This window comes from Streptomyces sp. NPDC002795 (assembly GCF_042888725.1).
Taxonomy (GTDB): domain Bacteria; phylum Actinomycetota; class Actinomycetes; order Streptomycetales; family Streptomycetaceae; genus Streptomyces.
Genome location: NZ_JBIAQB010000009.1, coordinates 150,722 through 165,979 on the forward strand (window position 1 = coordinate 150,722; position 15,258 = coordinate 165,979).

General features: G+C 68.2%; 13 protein-coding genes and 1 riboswitch. Of the genes, 10 read left to right on the plus strand and 3 right to left on the minus strand.

Annotated features, from left to right (window positions below):
• Positions 1 to 272 precede the first annotated feature (272 nt).
• From coxB to ACFYWS_RS26925, 4 genes are all read left to right on the plus strand, one after another.
• Positions 273 to 1,232, plus strand: coding sequence for a cytochrome c oxidase subunit II (gene coxB, locus ACFYWS_RS26910; RefSeq protein WP_326024159.1), 960 nt, complete (start codon positions 273 to 275; stop codon positions 1,230 to 1,232).
• On the plus strand, positions 1,229 to 2,959 hold the full coding sequence (gene ctaD / locus ACFYWS_RS26915) for a cytochrome c oxidase subunit I (RefSeq protein WP_327663713.1): 1,731 nt from the start codon (positions 1,229 to 1,231) through the stop codon (positions 2,957 to 2,959). Before coxB ends, ctaD begins: the two co-directional genes overlap by 4 nt.
• Entirely contained in the window at positions 2,956 to 3,354 is a 399-nt protein-coding gene (locus ACFYWS_RS26920; RefSeq protein ID WP_389280692.1) for a cytochrome c oxidase subunit 4, read from the plus strand. The genes ctaD and ACFYWS_RS26920 overlap by 4 nt, the downstream gene beginning before the upstream one ends.
• 134 nt (positions 3,355 to 3,488) lie before the next feature.
• Positions 3,489 to 4,745, plus strand: coding sequence for an Ig-like domain-containing protein (locus ACFYWS_RS26925; RefSeq protein WP_389280693.1), 1,257 nt, complete (start codon positions 3,489 to 3,491; stop codon positions 4,743 to 4,745).
• A 96-nt stretch (positions 4,746 to 4,841) separates the two neighbouring features.
• Here ACFYWS_RS26925 and ACFYWS_RS26930 read toward each other — a convergent pair whose 3' ends face one another.
• Positions 4,842 to 5,243: a hypothetical protein gene (locus ACFYWS_RS26930; RefSeq protein WP_389280694.1), complete on the minus strand. Its 402-nt coding sequence runs from the start codon at positions 5,241 to 5,243 to the stop codon at positions 4,842 to 4,844.
• Positions 5,244 to 5,427: 184 nt separating this feature from the next.
• On the opposite strand from ACFYWS_RS26930, the gene ACFYWS_RS26935 reads away from it, so the two are divergent.
• The 6 genes from ACFYWS_RS26935 to ACFYWS_RS26960 all read left to right on the plus strand — a co-directional run bounded on the left by ACFYWS_RS26935 (position 5,428) and on the right by ACFYWS_RS26960 (position 12,602).
• Positions 5,428 to 6,048 carry a heme-copper oxidase subunit III gene (locus tag ACFYWS_RS26935; RefSeq protein WP_326014682.1) on the plus strand — a complete coding sequence of 207 codons (621 nt, stop codon included), beginning with the start codon at positions 5,428 to 5,430 and terminating at the stop codon, positions 6,046 to 6,048.
• 81 nt (positions 6,049 to 6,129) lie between these two features.
• Entirely contained in the window at positions 6,130 to 6,939 is an 810-nt protein-coding gene (locus ACFYWS_RS26940; RefSeq protein ID WP_389280695.1) for a c-type cytochrome, read from the plus strand.
• Positions 6,936 to 8,000: a Rieske 2Fe-2S domain-containing protein gene (locus tag ACFYWS_RS26945; protein WP_389280696.1), complete on the plus strand. Its 1,065-nt coding sequence runs from the start codon at positions 6,936 to 6,938 to the stop codon at positions 7,998 to 8,000. Before ACFYWS_RS26940 ends, ACFYWS_RS26945 begins: the two co-directional genes overlap by 4 nt.
• Positions 7,997 to 9,634 carry a cytochrome bc complex cytochrome b subunit gene (locus ACFYWS_RS26950; protein ID WP_389280697.1) on the plus strand — a complete coding sequence of 546 codons (1,638 nt, stop codon included), beginning with the start codon at positions 7,997 to 7,999 and terminating at the stop codon, positions 9,632 to 9,634. The genes ACFYWS_RS26945 and ACFYWS_RS26950 overlap by 4 nt, the downstream gene beginning before the upstream one ends.
• A gap of 133 nt (positions 9,635 to 9,767) precedes the next feature.
• Positions 9,768 to 10,832 (plus strand): anthranilate phosphoribosyltransferase, encoded by a 1,065-nt coding sequence (gene trpD, locus ACFYWS_RS26955; RefSeq protein ID WP_389280698.1) that lies wholly within the window; start codon positions 9,768 to 9,770, stop codon positions 10,830 to 10,832.
• Positions 10,833 to 10,919: 87 nt separating this feature from the next.
• Positions 10,920 to 11,053: riboswitch (SAM riboswitch) on the plus strand.
• Positions 11,054 to 11,228: 175 nt separating this feature from the next.
• Entirely contained in the window at positions 11,229 to 12,602 is a 1,374-nt protein-coding gene (locus tag ACFYWS_RS26960; protein WP_389280699.1) for an aminotransferase class V-fold PLP-dependent enzyme, read from the plus strand.
• On the opposite strand, the gene ACFYWS_RS26965 is transcribed toward ACFYWS_RS26960, so the two are convergent.
• Together ACFYWS_RS26965 and ACFYWS_RS26970 are read right to left on the minus strand one after the other, a co-directional pair.
• Complete coding sequence (locus tag ACFYWS_RS26965; protein ID WP_389280700.1) at positions 12,554 to 13,759, minus strand: glycerate kinase; 1,206 nt, start codon at positions 13,757 to 13,759, stop codon at positions 12,554 to 12,556. The two genes, ACFYWS_RS26960 and ACFYWS_RS26965, sit on opposite strands and share 49 nt — an antisense overlap.
• A gap of 25 nt (positions 13,760 to 13,784) precedes the next feature.
• The gene (locus tag ACFYWS_RS26970) at positions 13,785 to 15,197 is read right to left on the minus strand and encodes an SLC13 family permease (RefSeq protein WP_389280701.1); all 1,413 of its coding nucleotides are present in this window, start codon (positions 15,195 to 15,197) and stop codon (positions 13,785 to 13,787) included.
• Positions 15,198 to 15,258: the final 61 nt, after the last annotated feature.

Sequence of the window (15,258 nt, forward strand, 5' to 3'; positions counted from 1 at the left end):
CCACCCGCCGACAACCACCCCCCGCCCACCCAAGGCGCCCCCCCCACCCCCGACCCCCCGTCAGAAACCCTCAAACGCGACCCGATCCCACCCTTCGGAGTGACCCGCGGCGCGTTAGGCACCCTCCCCGCGCAACCCCAAATAGCGTCCAGTAGGGTTTGGTCCGCATAAACATCCAAACCCCTGCCCGTGTGCCAGGGCGGCGAGCGACCAGCGAGATGGCGGCCGTAGCCAACCAAAGAGCGCGGGCGAGACTCTCGGGAAGGCGCTACGTGAGTCCCAACGGCTCCGACCGCTCGTCGCGGCGCCCGATGCGGCGGAAGCTGCCGCAGGTGCTGACTGCGGGCCTGATCCTGGTAACCGCTACCGGTTGCACATACAAGGACTTCCCTCGTCTTGGTATGCCCACTCCGGTGACGGAGGAGGCCCCTAGGATCCTCTCCCTCTGGCAGGGCTCGTGGGCGGCAGCGCTCGCCACGGGCGTGCTGGTGTGGGGTCTGATCCTGTGGAGTGTCATCTTCCACCGGCGCAGCCGCACCAAGATCGAGGTTCCAACTCAGACGCGGTACAACATGCCGCTCGAGGCGCTGTACACGGTTGTTCCGCTGATCATCGTGTCGGTCCTCTTCTACTTCACCGCGCGCGACGAGTCGAAGCTTCTGAAGCTCGAAGACAAGCCCGCGCACACCGTCAACGTGGTCGGCTACCAGTGGAGCTGGGGCTTCAACTACGTCGAGAACGTGCCGGGTGTCGACGGTGACGCCAAGACCTCCAAGGAGCTCTCGGCGATCCCGAAGCGCTTCAAGGAGGACTTCCCGGCGAACGCCGGTGGTGTCTACGAGGTCGGTACTCCTGGCGAGCGGAACCCGCAGACCAACAACCCCGGTCCGACCCTCTGGCTCCCCAAGGGCGAGAAGGTCCGCTTCGTCCTCACTTCGCGTGACGTCATCCACTCCTTCTGGGTGGTGCCGTTCCTGATGAAGCAGGACGTCATTCCGGGCCACACCAACTCCTTCGAGGTGACCCCCAACAAGGAGGGGACCTTCCTGGGCAAGTGCGCCGAGCTCTGCGGCGTGGACCACTCCAGGATGCTGTTCAACGTGAAGGTCGTCTCTCCTGAGCGTTACCAGCAGCACCTCAAGGACCTGGCCAAGAAGGGGCAGACCGGTTACGTCCCGGCTGGCATCGCCCAGACGGACCACGAGAAGGACCGGGAGACGAAGAACCTGTGAGCATCCTCAACGAACCTCAGGGTGCCGCGGCAGCAAGCGACTCGTACGAGAACGAGCTGCCGGCCCGGCCCAAGAGCCCCGGCGCGACGGTGATCAAGTGGCTCACCACCACTGACCACAAGACCATCGGCACGCTGTATCTGGTCACGTCGTTCGCGTTCTTCTGCATCGGCGGGGTCATGGCGCTCTTCATGCGCGCCGAACTGGCCCGTCCCGGCACGCAGATCATGTCGAACGAGCAGTTCAACCAGGCGTTCACGATGCACGGCACGATCATGCTGCTGATGTTCGCGACGCCGCTGTTCTCCGGCTTCGCGAACTGGATCATGCCGCTCCAGATCGGTGCCCCCGACGTCGCGTTCCCGCGCCTGAACATGTTCGCCTACTGGCTGTACCTGTTCGGCTCGCTGATCGCGGTGGGTGGCTTCCTCACCCCGCAGGGCGCGGCCGACTTCGGCTGGTTCGCCTACAGCCCGCTGTCGGACGCGGTCCGCTCGCCGGGCATCGGCGCCGACATGTGGATCATGGGTCTGGCCTTCTCCGGCTTCGGCACGATCCTCGGCTCGGTCAACTTCATCACCACCATCATCTGCATGCGCGCTCCTGGCATGACGATGTTCCGCATGCCGATCTTCGTGTGGAACGTGCTGCTGACCGGTGTGCTGGTCCTGCTGGCCTTCCCGGTGCTCGCCGCCGCGCTGTTCGCCCTGGAGGCGGACCGCAAGTTCGGTGCCCATGTATTCGACGCCAGTAATGGCGGCGCATTGCTATGGCAACACCTCTTCTGGTTCTTCGGACACCCAGAGGTGTACATCATCGCCCTGCCATTCTTCGGAATTATTTCCGAAGTGATCCCGGTCTTCTCGCGCAAGCCGATGTTCGGCTACTCCGGCCTCATCGGTGCGACGATCGCGATCGCCGGTCTCTCCGTGACGGTGTGGGCGCACCACATGTACGTCACCGGCGGCGTGTTGCTACCGTTCTTCTCCTTCATGACGTTCCTCATCGCCGTGCCAACAGGCGTGAAGTTCTTCAACTGGATCGGAACGATGTGGAAGGGCTCGTTGTCGTTCGAGACACCGATGCTCTGGACGATCGGCTTCCTGATCACCTTCACCTTCGGTGGTCTGACCGGCGTCATCCTGGCGGCCCCGCCGCTGGACTTCCACGTCTCGGACTCGTACTTCGTGGTGGCGCACTTCCACTACGTGGTGTTCGGCACCGTCGTCTTCGCGATGTTCGCCGGCTTCCACTTCTGGTGGCCGAAGATGACCGGCAAGATGCTCGACGAGCGTCTCGGCAAGATCACCTTCTGGACGCTGTTCATCGGCTTCCACGGCACGTTCCTGGTGCAGCACTGGCTGGGCGTCGAGGGCATGCCGCGTCGTTACGCGGACTACCTCGCGGCCGACGGCTTCACCGCGCTGAACACGATCTCGACGATCTCCTCGTTCCTGCTCGGCCTGTCGATCCTGCCGTTCTTCTACAACGTGTGGAAGACCGCCAAGTACGGCAAGAAGGTCGAGGTCGACGACCCGTGGGGCTACGGCCGTTCGCTGGAGTGGGCGACGTCCTGCCCGCCGCCGCGGCACAACTTCCTCACGCTGCCGCGCATCCGTTCGGAATCCCCGGCGTTCGATCTGCACCACCCGGAGATCGCCGCCCTGGACCAGCTGGAGAACGCCGGACACGGCGACAAGGCTCTTGCTAAGGAGGCCGGCAAGTGAAGGTCCAAGGCAAGATGTTCATCTGGCTGAGCCTCTTCGTCCTGATCATGGCCGCGGTGTACGGCGTGTGGTCGAAGGAGCCGGCCGGTACGACGGCACTCTTCCTGGCGTTCGGCCTGTGCATCATGATCGGCTACTACCTGGCCTTCACGGCCCGGCGTGCCGACACCGGTGCCCAGGACAACAAGGAGGCCGACGTCGCGGACGACGCCGGCGAAGTGGGCTTCTTCAGCCCGCACTCCTGGCAGCCGCTCTCGCTGGCGGTCGGTGGCGCGCTCGCGTTCCTGGCCGTGGCGCTCGGCTGGTGGCTGCTGTACTTCTCGGCCCCGATCATCCTGTTCGGCCTGTGGGGCTGGGTCTTCGAGTACTACCGCGGAGCGGACCAGAACCAGTGAGCCACGGCTGACCGGTACTGAACTTCCGTACCCGAAGGGCCCGGACACTCCTGACGGAGCGTCCGGGCCCTTCCGCGTGCCCCGTGCGGCTCACTCGCCGCGCTGGACCGGGTGTTCCTTCTTACGGTGAGTTCATGAACCACTCACCGCGTATCCGTACGGTTCTGGGCTGCACCGTGCTGGTGGCCGCACTCGGTGCGGGCACAGCGGCATGCGGCAGTTCCTCCCACCCGCTCACCGCCAAGCCGTACGACGCGGCGAGCCAGATCTCCTTCAACGGCGCCGCGGACAGAGCCAAGAAGGCGGACCCGGACAAGCCGCTGGAGGTCACCGCCCAGGGCGACGAGTCCCGCATCACCGACGTCACCGCCCAGGACGCCATGGGCCGCTACGTCGCGGGCGAACTCTCCGCCGACGGCACGAGGTGGCACACCACGGCCCCGCTGACCGCGGACACCCGCTACACGGTCCGGGTGAGCACCGAGGACGAGGACGGCGGGCCCGGCCGCAAGGTCCTCGGCTTCGACACCGGCCACCCGGCCAAGGAGAAGGCCCTCAAGGTCACGTTCGGCCCGCAGAAGGGCACATACGGCGTCGGACAGCCCATCACCGCCGAACTCAACCAGCCCGTCCGGGACCAGAAGTCCCGCGCGCTGGTGGAGCGCTCCCTGAAGGTCGACTCCAAGCCGGCCGTCAACGGCTCCTGGTACTGGGTGGACAGCACCGAACTGCACTACCGCCCCAAGGGGTACTGGCCCACCCAGGCGAAGATCACCGCCTCCAGCAGGCTGGAGGGCGTGAAGATCCGGGACGGGCTGTGGGGCGGCAGCTCCAAGCCGCTCACCATCAGTACGGGTGACCGCATCGTCGCCGTCACCGACGCCTCCTCGCACTCCATGACGGTCTACCGCAACGGCGAGGAGATCAACTCCATGCCGGTCACCACCGGCAAGGCCGGGTACGAGACCCGCAACGGCGTCAAGGTGGTGCTCGGCAAGGAGTACTACGTACGGATGCGGGGCGAGACGATCGGCATCTCCGAGGGCTCATCGGACTCGTACGACCTGCCGGTGTACTACGCGACCCGCGTCACCTGGAGCGGCGAGTACGTGCACGCCGCGCCCTGGTCCGTCGGCTCGCAGGGCTCCGCGAACGTCAGCCACGGCTGCACCGGCATGAGCACCAACAACGCCGCCTGGTTCTACGACACTGTGCGCCAGGGCGACATCGTGAAGGTCGTCAACAGCTACGGCTCGGAGATGGACCCGTTCGGCAACGGGTTCGGCGACTGGAACGTCAGCTGGAAGAAGTGGAAGGCGGGCAGCGCCCTCACGAAGAAGGCCGACAAGCCCGACCCGGCCCTCCAGGCACGGCTCAGCCCCCAGGTCTGAGGCCGTCCGGCAGGATCAGCGGTGTGACTTCCGACTCCCGTACGCCATCGGTGTACGGGAGTCGGCGCGTGTGGAAGCAGGTTCCGTGCGGGCGTGTCAGGCGTCGACAGCGAGCCGGGAGCGCAGCAGGGAGGCCAGCGCCTCGGCGAACTCCACGGGCTCCACAGGGAGCGTCACAGCCGCCTCGGCGCGGCTCCACGTCGCCAGCCACGCGTCCTGCGGGCGGCCCATCAGGAGCAGCACAGGCGGGCAGTGGAAGATCTCGTCCTTGATCTGCCGGCACACGCCCATACCGCCCGCGGGAGCGGCCTCGCCGTCCAGGACGCAGGCGTCGATGCCGCCCCGGTCCAGCTCCTTCAGGACGGCCGGGAGTGTCGCGCATTCGATGAACTGAACCTCGGGGGCGTCGGACGCGGGCCGTCGGCCTGTCGCGAGGCGCACCTGCTCGCGCGTGTTGGCGTCGTCGCTGTAGACCAGAACCGTCGCGGTCGACTGCATCGTTCCTCCGAGGCGTTGTCGGTCGGTGGAGCCCAAGAACGTAACTGCCGCGGAGCCTACTCCTCCCGACACCCCGTCAACACCGGTTCGCACGCGGCTCCGATGGGCCATATGGGCTGGACACACCACCCAGACACTCCGAACGGCACCCCCCGGAGTGAGGGCGAGATAAGCGACCGACATAATGTCGGTCGTGGCGACAGCAACGACAGTAGAAACCGGGCACGCGCACCCGTCGGTCAATCGACCGAACCTCACCAGCGTCGGAACCATCATCTGGCTGAGTTCCGAGCTGATGTTCTTCGCGGCCCTCTTCGCGATGTACTTCACCCTGCGATCGGTGACCGGACCGGATCACTGGAAGGAAATGGCGCATGCGCTGAATCTTCCGTTCTCCGCGACGAACACCACGATCCTGGTGCTCTCCTCACTCACGTGCCAGATGGGCGTGTTCGCCGCTGAGCGCGGCGACGTGAAGAAGCTCCGATCGTGGTTCATCGTCACCTTCATCATGGGTGCGATCTTCATCGGCGGTCAGGTCTACGAGTACACCGAGCTGGTCAAGAAGGATGGGCTCTCGCTCTCCTCCGACCCGTACGGCTCGGTGTTCTACCTGACCACCGGCTTCCACGGCATGCATGTGACAGGTGGCCTCATCGCCTTCCTGTTCGTCCTCGGCAGGACGTACGCGGCCCGGAGGTTCACCCACCATCAGGCAACGGCCGCCATCGTCGTGTCCTATTACTGGCACTTCGTGGACGTCGTCTGGATCGGCCTCTTCGCCACGATCTACCTGATCAAGTAGTTCGACGATCACAGCATCGGGCGTAGTACCCGACACATTTCCGCAGCACCGACGCAGAAGATCCTGACACCGGGGTAATCCGTGAAAAAGCTCTCCGCACGACGACGCCATCCGCTGGCGGCGGTCGTCGTCCTACTCCTCGCGCTGGCGGCCACCGGGGGGCTGTACGCCGCGTTCGCACCCGCGGACAAGGCGCAGGCCGATGAAACCGCCCAGTCCCTCGCCATCGACGAGGGCAAGAAGCTCTACTCCGTCGGCTGCGCCAGCTGCCACGGAACCGGCGGTCAGGGCACCTCCGACGGGCCGAGCCTCGTGGGCGTCGGCTCAGCCGCCGTCGACTTCCAGGTCGGTACCGGCCGTATGCCTGCCCAGCAGCCGGGCGCGCAGGTCCCGAAGAAGAAGGTCATCTACACGCAGGCCGAGATCGACCAGCTCGCGGCGTACGTCGCGTCCCTGGGCGCCGGTCCGGTCACGCCGACCGACAAGGACTACAGCGCCAACGGCGCGGACATCGCCAAGGGTGGCGACCTGTTCCGCACCAACTGCGCCCAGTGCCACAACTTCACTGGTGAGGGTGGCGCGCTGACACACGGCAAGTTCGCACCGAGCCTTGAGGGTGTCGCCCCGAAGCACATCTACGAGGCCATGCAGACCGGCCCGCAGAACATGCCGTCGTTCCCGGACACGACGATGACCAAGCAGAACAAGAAGGACATCATCGCGTACCTCGACGCGGTCAACGGTGACGAGACCGAGAGCCCTGGTGGACTCAAGCTTGGCGGGCTCGGCCCGGTCAGTGAGGGCCTGTTCGCCTGGATCTTCGGTCTTGGCGGTCTGATCGCCGTCGCCATCTGGGTTGCCGCTCGGACCGCAAAGGCCAAGAAGTCATGAGTAGCCAAGACATTCCAGAAGAGAACCTGCCCGATGAGCGGGCCACCGACGAGGGCGCGGAGCACGGCTCGGTCGCGGTGAAGGAAGAGCCCTTCACCGACCCGGGTCTGCCGCCCCACGAGCACCGGATCCAGGACCTCGACGAGCGGGCCGCCAAGCGGTCCGAGCGCGCCGTTGCCTTCCTGTTCATGGTGTCGATGCTGGCCACCATCGGCTTCATCGCCTCGTACGTCACCATCGACGTCGACACGAGCGTCTACATCTTCCCGCTGGGTCACATCAGCGCGCTGAACTTCGCGCTGGGCATGACCCTCGGTGTGGCGCTGTTCTGCATCGGCGCGGGCGCGGTCCACTGGGCCCGCACCCTGATGTCCGACGAAGAGGTCGTCCAGGAGCGCCACCCGATCGAGGCGGAGCCCGAGGTCAAGGCGAAGGTCCTGCAGGACTTCGCCGACGGTGCCCGCGAGTCGCAGTTCGGCCGTCGCAAGCTGATCCGCAACACGATGTTCGGTGCGCTGGCGCTGGTGCCCCTTTCCGGTGTGGTCCTGCTTCGTGACCTCGGGCCGCTGCCCGAGAAGAAGCTGCGCACCACGTCGTGGAAGAAGGGCGTGACCCTCGTCAACATGAACACGGACGAGCCGCTGCTGCCTTCGGACATCGCGGTCGGCTCGCTCACCTTCGCCAAGCCCGAGGGCCTGGAGGAGCACGACGAGGACTTCCAGAAGAACATCGCCAAGGACGCCCTGATGCTTGTCCGGATCCAGCCGGAGAACATCAAGGACAAGCAGGAACTCGAGTGGTCCCACGAGGGCATCGTGGCCTACTCGAAGATCTGCACCCACGTCGGTTGTCCGATCTCGCTGTACGAGCAGCAGACGCACCACGCGCTGTGCCCGTGCCACCAGTCCACCTTCGACCTCTCCGACGGCGCCCGGGTGATCTTCGGTCCTGCCGGTCACGCGCTGCCGCAGCTGCGCATCGGCGTCAACGAAGAGGGTCACCTCGAGGCGTTGAGCGAATTCGCTGAGCCCGTCGGTCCTGCCTTCTGGGAGCGCGGATGAGTACTACGACCACGAACGACGCGCCTGCGCGCGAGAAGGCACCGGCCGGCGAGCGCGTAGCCGACTGGGCCGACGGACGTCTGGGGATCTACTCCCTGGCCAAGTCCAACATGCGCAAGATCTTTCCGGACCACTGGTCCTTCATGCTCGGCGAGATCTGCATGTACAGCTTCATCATCATCATCCTCACGGGTGTGTATCTGACGCTGTTCTTCCACCCGTCGATGAACGAGGTGGAGTACCACGGCAGCTACGTCCCGCTGCAGGGACAGCTGATGTCCGAGGCGTTCAACTCGACCATGCACATCTCCTTCGATGTGCGCGGTGGCCTGCTGATCCGTCAGATCCACCACTGGGCCGCGCTGATCTTCCTCGCGGGCATGTTCGTGCACATGATGCGCGTGTTCTTCACGGGTGCGTTCCGCAAGCCGCGTGAGGTCAACTGGCTGTTCGGCTTCCTGCTGTTCGTCCTGGGCATGTTCACCGGCTTCACCGGTTACTCGCTCCCGGACGACCTGCTCTCCGGCACGGGTGTCCGCTTCATGGAGGGCGCGGTCCTGTCCGTGCCGATCGTCGGCACGTACCTGTCGTTCTTCCTGTTCGGCGGAGAGTTCCCCGGCGGCGACTTCGTGGCCCGGTTCTACTCGGTGCACATCCTGCTGCTGCCGGGCATCATGCTCGGCCTGATGGCGGCGCACCTGATCCTGGTCTTCTACCACAAGCACACGCAGTTCGCGGGTGCCGGAAAGACCAACAAGAACGTCGTCGGCATGCCGCTGCTCCCGGTCTACATGGCCAAGGCGGGTGGCTTCTTCTTCCTGGTCTTCGGTGTCATCTCGGTGGTCGCGGCGATCGCCACGATCAACCCGATCTGGGCCATCGGCCCGTACCGGCCGGACCAGGTGGGCACCGGCGCCCAGCCCGACTGGTACATGGGCTTCTCCGAAGGCCTGATCCGTGTGATGCCGGGCTGGGAGATCGACATCTGGGGTCACACGCTCGTCCTGGGTGTGTTCGTCCCGCTGATGATCTTCCCGCTGGTCCTGGTCGCGATCGCGGTCTACCCGTTCATCGAGTCCTGGGTCACCGGCGACAAGCGCGAGCACCACATCCTGGACCGCCCGCGCAACGTCCCGACGCGTACGGCCTTCGGCGTCGCGTGGACCACCTGGTACATGGTGCTGCTCATCGGTGGCGGCAACGACCTCTGGGCCACGCACTTCCACCTGTCGATCAATGCGATCACCTGGTTCGTCCGGATCGCGTTCTTCGTCGGGCCGGTCGTCGCCTTCATCGTCACCAAGCGGATCTGCCTCGGCCTCCAGCGTCGCGACAAGGACAAGGTGCTGCACGGACGCGAGTCCGGCATCATCAAGCGCCTGCCGCACGGTGAGTTCATCGAGGTGCACGAGCCGCTCGACCAGGAGGCGCTGCACACGCTCACGGCGCACGAGCAGTACGCGCCGGCCGAGATCGGCCCGTCGGTCGACGAGAACGGTGTCGAGCGCAAGGTCACGCGGCTGCAGAAGCTGCGGACCAAGCTCTCGCGCGGTTACTACGGGGAGAACAACCAGATCCCGAAGCCGACCGCCGAGGAGTACAAGGAGATCACCAGCGGCCACGGCCACCACTGATCTCTGATCCGTCGCTGTAAGCCACCGCGGGAGCCCTCGTCCATTGCCTGGACGGGGGCTCTTTGCGGTCCAGGGACCTGGATAGGGTAGGGCCGCAGCACCTTTCAACCCACAGATGCACACGGGAGCGGCCATGAGCGCTTTGAACCCCGCTGGAGGCGACACCGCGGCGGGCCGTTCCTGGCCCGCCGTCCTGAACGGCCTGCTGGAAGGCCGCGACCAGAGCGCCGACGACACCGCGTGGGCGATGGACCGCATCATGCGGGGCGAGGCGACCGACGCGCAGATCGCCGGGTTCGCGGTGGCGCTGCGCGCCAAGGGCGAGACCGTGCAGGAGATCTCCGGTCTCGTACGCGGCATGTACGAGCACGCCAACGTGATCGAGGTGCCCGGCGAGACCGTCGACATCGTCGGTACGGGCGGGGACGGCGCGAAGACGGTCAACATCTCCACGATGTCGGCGATCGTCATCGCGGGGACCGGCGCCAAGGTCGTCAAGCACGGCAACCGCGCGGCCTCCTCGGCCTCGGGCTCCTCCGACGTACTGGAGAAGCTCGGCGTCAATCTCGACCTGTCGCCGAAGCGGGTGCCCGAGGTCGCCGAGGAAGCCGGCATCACGTTCTGCTTCGCCATCAAGTTCCACCCCGCGCTGCGTTACGCAGGCGCCGCGCGCGGCCAGCTCGGCATCCGTACCGTCTTCAACCTGCTGGGCCCGCTGACCAACCCGGCCAAGGTGAGGGCGCAGGCCGTCGGCGTCGCCGATGCCCGGATGGCGCCGATCGTGGCCGGGGTCTTCGCCGAGCGCGGCAACTCGTCCCTGGTGTTCCGCGGCGACGACGGGCTCGACGAGCTGACCACCACCGGGACTTCGCGCGTGTGGGTGGTGCGCGACGGCGCCGTGCGCGAGGAGTCCTTCGACCCGCGCGACGTCGGCATCGGCGTCGTGCCCATCGAGGCGCTGCGCGGCGGCGACCCCTCGTACAACGCGGAGGTCGCGCTGCGCCTCCTCGACGGCGAGCAGGGGCCCGTGCGCGACGCGGTGCTGCTGAACGCGGCGGCGGCCCTGGTGGCCGTGCGGCCCGGCGAGGGCACGCTCGTCGAGCAGATCCGGGCCGGCATGGACCGGGCCGCCGAGTCGATCGACTCCGGCGCGGCGAAGGCCGCCCTGGAGCGGTGGGTGGCGGCCAGCAACCGGTAGCCACGTACGTGGTGTGACGCAGGGCGCAGTCCAGATTTTGGACTGCGCCCTTGCCATGTCGGAGACGTGTGGCAGGATGCTTTTCAAGGTCATGAGTGACAGCGCTGTGATTATTCACTGCAGAAGGCCCCAGCCCGCTGTCCGGCAACCCTCCGTCCGTGGCGGGGTGCCCTGGGTGAAGACCAGGTCGTACGCAGCAAGGCGTATGGCAAGCGCGGACCCCTCGCAACCCTGGGGTCCTGGTCCTCAAGGGAGCAGTCTCGTGAGCAAGCGAATGCGATAGGGCGTATCGGCCCCGCCTCCGCGTACCCGTTCCATCTTCTTTCCATGCTGTAGAGCTCTGTCCCGTCGCGCTCCCGCATGGTCAATTCGCTTACCTCGCCAGGGAGTTCACGCATGTCTGTTTCCGTCGACGCCGCCGCCTGTACCGAGACCATCGCCCCGCTGGCCGTCCTCGGCCGGGACGTCACCGTGCCGCTCGTCACCGGTGGCGAGGTCACGTACGCCGCCCTCGACTACGCGGCCAGCGCGCCCGCCCTGCAGCGGGTGTGGGACGACGTCGCCGCCTACGCGCCGTACTACGGGAGCGTGCACCGCGGCGCCGGGTACCTGTCGCAGCTGTCCACCGACCTGTTCGAGAACTCCCGGGTCGCCGTCGCCGAGTTCCTCGGCTGCCGCGAGGACGACCAGGTCGTCTTCACCCGGTCGACCACCGACTCGCTCAACCTGCTCGCCGCCGCGCTGCCCGCCGACTGCGAGGTGTTCGTCTTCGAGACCGAGCACCACGCCTCGCTGCTGCCGTGGCGCGACGCGCGGGTCACGTACCTCAACGCCCCTCGTACGCCCGGCGAGGCCGTCGCCACCCTGGAGCGTGCCCTCGCCGACCGTGACCCGTACGGCCCCGCCCTCGTCTGTGTCACCGGTGCCTCCAACGTCACCGGTGAGCTCTGGCCGGTGCGCGAGCTCGCGGCGGCCGCTCACGCGCACGGTGCCCGCATCGTGCTCGACGCCGCGCAGCTCGCGCCCCATCACCCGGTCTCCGTCCAGGAGTTGGACGTCGACTGGGTCGCCTTCTCCGGGCACAAGCTGTACGCCCCGTTCGGCTCCGGTGTGCTCGCGGGCCGCTCCGACTGGCTGACGCGGGCCGAGCCGTACCTCGCGGGCGGCGGCGCGTCCAAGAAGGTCGCGCGGCGCGCGGACGGCGGCGTGGACGTCGAGTGGCACGCCACCGCCGCCCGCCACGAGGCCGGTTCGCCGAACGTCATCGGTGTGTACTCCATCGCCTCCGCCTGCAAGGCGCTGACCGAGGCCGGGTTCGACCAGCTCGTCGCCCGCGAGCAGCACCTGATCCGCGAGGTCCAGGAGGGGCTCGCCGAGGTGCCCGAGGTGAAGGTGCTGTCGCTGTTCGGGGACGACGCGCCGCGCGTGGGCGTGCTGTCGTTCGTCGTCGACGGCTGGAACTCCTCGCACTTCGCCGCCGCGCTCTCCGCCGAGTACGGCATCGGGGTGCGCGACGGCCTGTTCTGCGCCCACCCGCTGGTGCGCACGCTGCTCGGCTCCGACCCGCAGCAGCAGGGCGAGTGCGGCGCGCCGGAGGCCGCGCCGGGCGAGAAGTCGCTCAACGCCATCCGCGTCAGCTTCGGCGCCGGGACGCCCGACGAGCACGTGGAGCGGTTCGTGTCCGCCGTGAAGGAGCTCGTGCGGGAGGGCGCGCGCTGGAACTACCGCACGGAGGACGGGCGCTGCGTGCCGGACACCACCAACGTCTGAGGCGATGACCGAGGCAGCCGGCTGCCCAGCAGGATCATGCGCAGGGCCCGCTCGGTGGCGTCCGTGAGGAACTCGCCGCCCCGGCCCAGCGCTTCGGCGAGCGTCACCGGGGCGGGCAGGATCGAGCTGTAGGCGTCGACGCCGGTGGCCGTCACCGTGTGCGCGCCCTCTCCGATGGTGCCCGCGAGGGCGAGCACCGGGCGCCCGAACCGCTTGGCGCGGCGGGCCACTTCGGCGGGGACCTTGCCGCGCGGTGTCTGGTGGTCGAGGGCGCCCTCGGCGGTGACGACCAGGTCGGCGCGGGCCAGGCGGGCGTCGAGGTCGAGGTGGTCGAGGAGGACGTCGAAGCGGGGGAGGAGCTGGGCGCCGAGTGCGGCGAGGCCGGCGCCGAGCCCGCCGGAGGCGCCGGTGCCCCGGCCGGTGAACAGGTCGGTACGTACGTCCAGATCGCGTGTCAGGACGTGCGCCCAGTGCTCCAGGCCGGCCGCCAGCTGTTCGACCTGCGTGGGCGTCGCGCCCTTCTGCGGGCCGAAGACGCGGGCGACGCCGCGTTCGCCGCACAGCACGTTGAACGGATTGCACGCCACCCGGATCTCGGTGTCCTTCAGACGGGGATCGAGGCCGGCCGGGTCGATGCGGTGCAGGTGCGCCAACTCCCTTCCACCCAGCGGGAGTTGCATGTCGTACGCGTCGAGAAGGCGGGCGCCTAGCGCTTGCAGCGCGCCCGCGCCGCCGTCCGACGTGCCGGAGTCGCCGCAGCCCACCAGAATGCGGTGGGCGCCCGCGTCGAGCGCCGCGCGGATCAGCTCGCCGACGCCGTACGTCGTCGTGGTGCCCGGGTCGCGCAGCTCGCGCGGGACGAGGGAGAGCCCGGCGACGGCCGCCATCTCGACGACCGCGGTGCCGTCGGGGAGCAGCGCGAAGTGGGTGCCGACGCGCTGGCCGACCGGGCCCGTGGCCGGGAGCGCGACCAGACGGCCCCCGGCCTGTGCGGCCAGCGCGCGGGCCGTGCCCTCGCCGCCGTCCACGAGGGGGATGAGGTCGGTCTCGGCGTCCGGGACCACGCGGCGTACGCCCGCGGCGATGGCCTCGGCGGCGGCGCCCGCGGACAGGGACTCCTTGAAGCCGCTGGGGGCGATGGTGAAATGGCTCAACACGTGGGTCTCCAGGGTGGGTTCGGCTTCAACGGACGGGTACGCCGAGCAGCGGCCACAGCGTGAGCGCGCACAGCAGGACGACCGCGGCCGTCATCGGGGCGAGGACGGCGGACAGGCGGAGCAGGTCGCGCGGGGTGTAGGTGGGTACGCCGGGTATCTGGGCGAACAGCGTCACCGGCTTCGCGGACGCGGGCAGCGTGTGGCAGAAGCCCGCGGCGGCGGTGGAGGCGAGGGCGGCGGCGACCGGGTTGACACCCGCGCCGACGGCCGCCGCCACGACGAGCGGTACGAGCACGGAGGAGCGGGCCGAGCGGGACTGGAGGATCAGGTGGGCGGCCGTGCTCACCGCGATCACCACGGCCAGGAACAGCCACGGCGGCACGTCCAGCGGCACCCCGCCGACCAGCCACTTCGCCGCGCCGGACTCGGCGAGCGCGACACCCATCGCCATCGTCGCCGCCATGAACAGGAGCAGCGACCACGGGACCGTACCGAGCGCGTCCTTCAGCCGTACGGTGCCCAGCGCGGGCGAGGCCGCGACCACCGCGCCGATCAGCGCGACGACGGCGGGCGGGACCTGGTGCAGCGGCTCGCTGCACCACAGGGCGACGACCGTGGCGAGGAGCAGCGCGCAGCGGGTCTCGGCCGGCTCCCAGGGTCCTGTGACCGGCTGCTCGCTGTGCTCCTGGAGGTCGTCGAGCGTGATCCGCACCGGGCCCTTGCGGTCCTCGCGCCGCGTCGTCGTCAACAGGACGGCCTCCGCCGCCAGATGGGACGAGGCGACCGCGAGGGGGAGCCCGAGCAGCAGCCACTGCGTGAAGCCGATCCGCTCGCCCGTCGCCTCCCACAGCACGGACACCGTGATGAGGTGCGCGCCCGCGCCGATCAGCGTCGCGACGGCGGAGAGCAGGATGACCGTGGGGAAGAGGAGGGCCAGCATCACGACGAGCCGGCGCCGGTCGGCCAGCACCTTCGCGAGGGCCAGGAAGACGGGCAGCGCGAGCGCCGCGCGCCCCGACGTGGCCGGGACCGCGAAGGCGGTGACGACGAGCGCCGCCGTCGTCAGATGCGTCAACTGCCGTACGCCGCGCGCCCCGCTGACCAGGAACGCCGCCGCCCGGCCCGCGAGCCCGCTGCGGGCCACGGCGGCGGCGAGCACGAACGCGCAGATCAGCAGCCACACCGTCTCGTCGCCCAGCGTGCTGAACAGGGTCTCGCTGCTGATCACGCCCGTGGCCGTGAGCGCCAGACCCGCGCCGAGCGCGATGTACGTGTCGTCGATCGACGTGCCGACCCACGCGCAGGTCGCCAGGGCGAACACGGCGAGCGTCAGCCGGGCGTCGCCGGTCAGGCCGGGGAAGTTGCCGGGGACCACGAGCAGCGCGCAGATGCTGAGGGCGATGCACAGGGTCGTGGCGTTGCGGAGGTTCAGGGTCACGCCGTTCAGCGTGGTGCGGCGCCGTGAGCCTCCAATGAGCGGTAAATGAAAGGAACTTCAC

Coding starts and splice junctions, on each gene's coding strand:
- ACFYWS_RS26925 (WP_389280693.1), top strand. CDS start 3,489: ATGAACCACTCACCGCGTATCCGTACGGTTCTGGGCTGCACCGTGCTG.
- ACFYWS_RS26930 (WP_389280694.1), bottom strand. CDS start 5,243: ATGCAGTCGACCGCGACGGTTCTGGTCTACAGCGACGACGCCAACACG.
- ACFYWS_RS26945 (WP_389280696.1), top strand. CDS start 6,936: ATGAGTAGCCAAGACATTCCAGAAGAGAACCTGCCCGATGAGCGGGCC.
- ACFYWS_RS26935 (WP_326014682.1), top strand. CDS start 5,428: ATGTCGGTCGTGGCGACAGCAACGACAGTAGAAACCGGGCACGCGCAC.
- trpD (WP_389280698.1), top strand. CDS start 9,768: ATGAGCGCTTTGAACCCCGCTGGAGGCGACACCGCGGCGGGCCGTTCC.
- ACFYWS_RS26960 (WP_389280699.1), top strand. CDS start 11,229: ATGTCTGTTTCCGTCGACGCCGCCGCCTGTACCGAGACCATCGCCCCG.
- ACFYWS_RS26950 (WP_389280697.1), top strand. CDS start 7,997: ATGAGTACTACGACCACGAACGACGCGCCTGCGCGCGAGAAGGCACCG.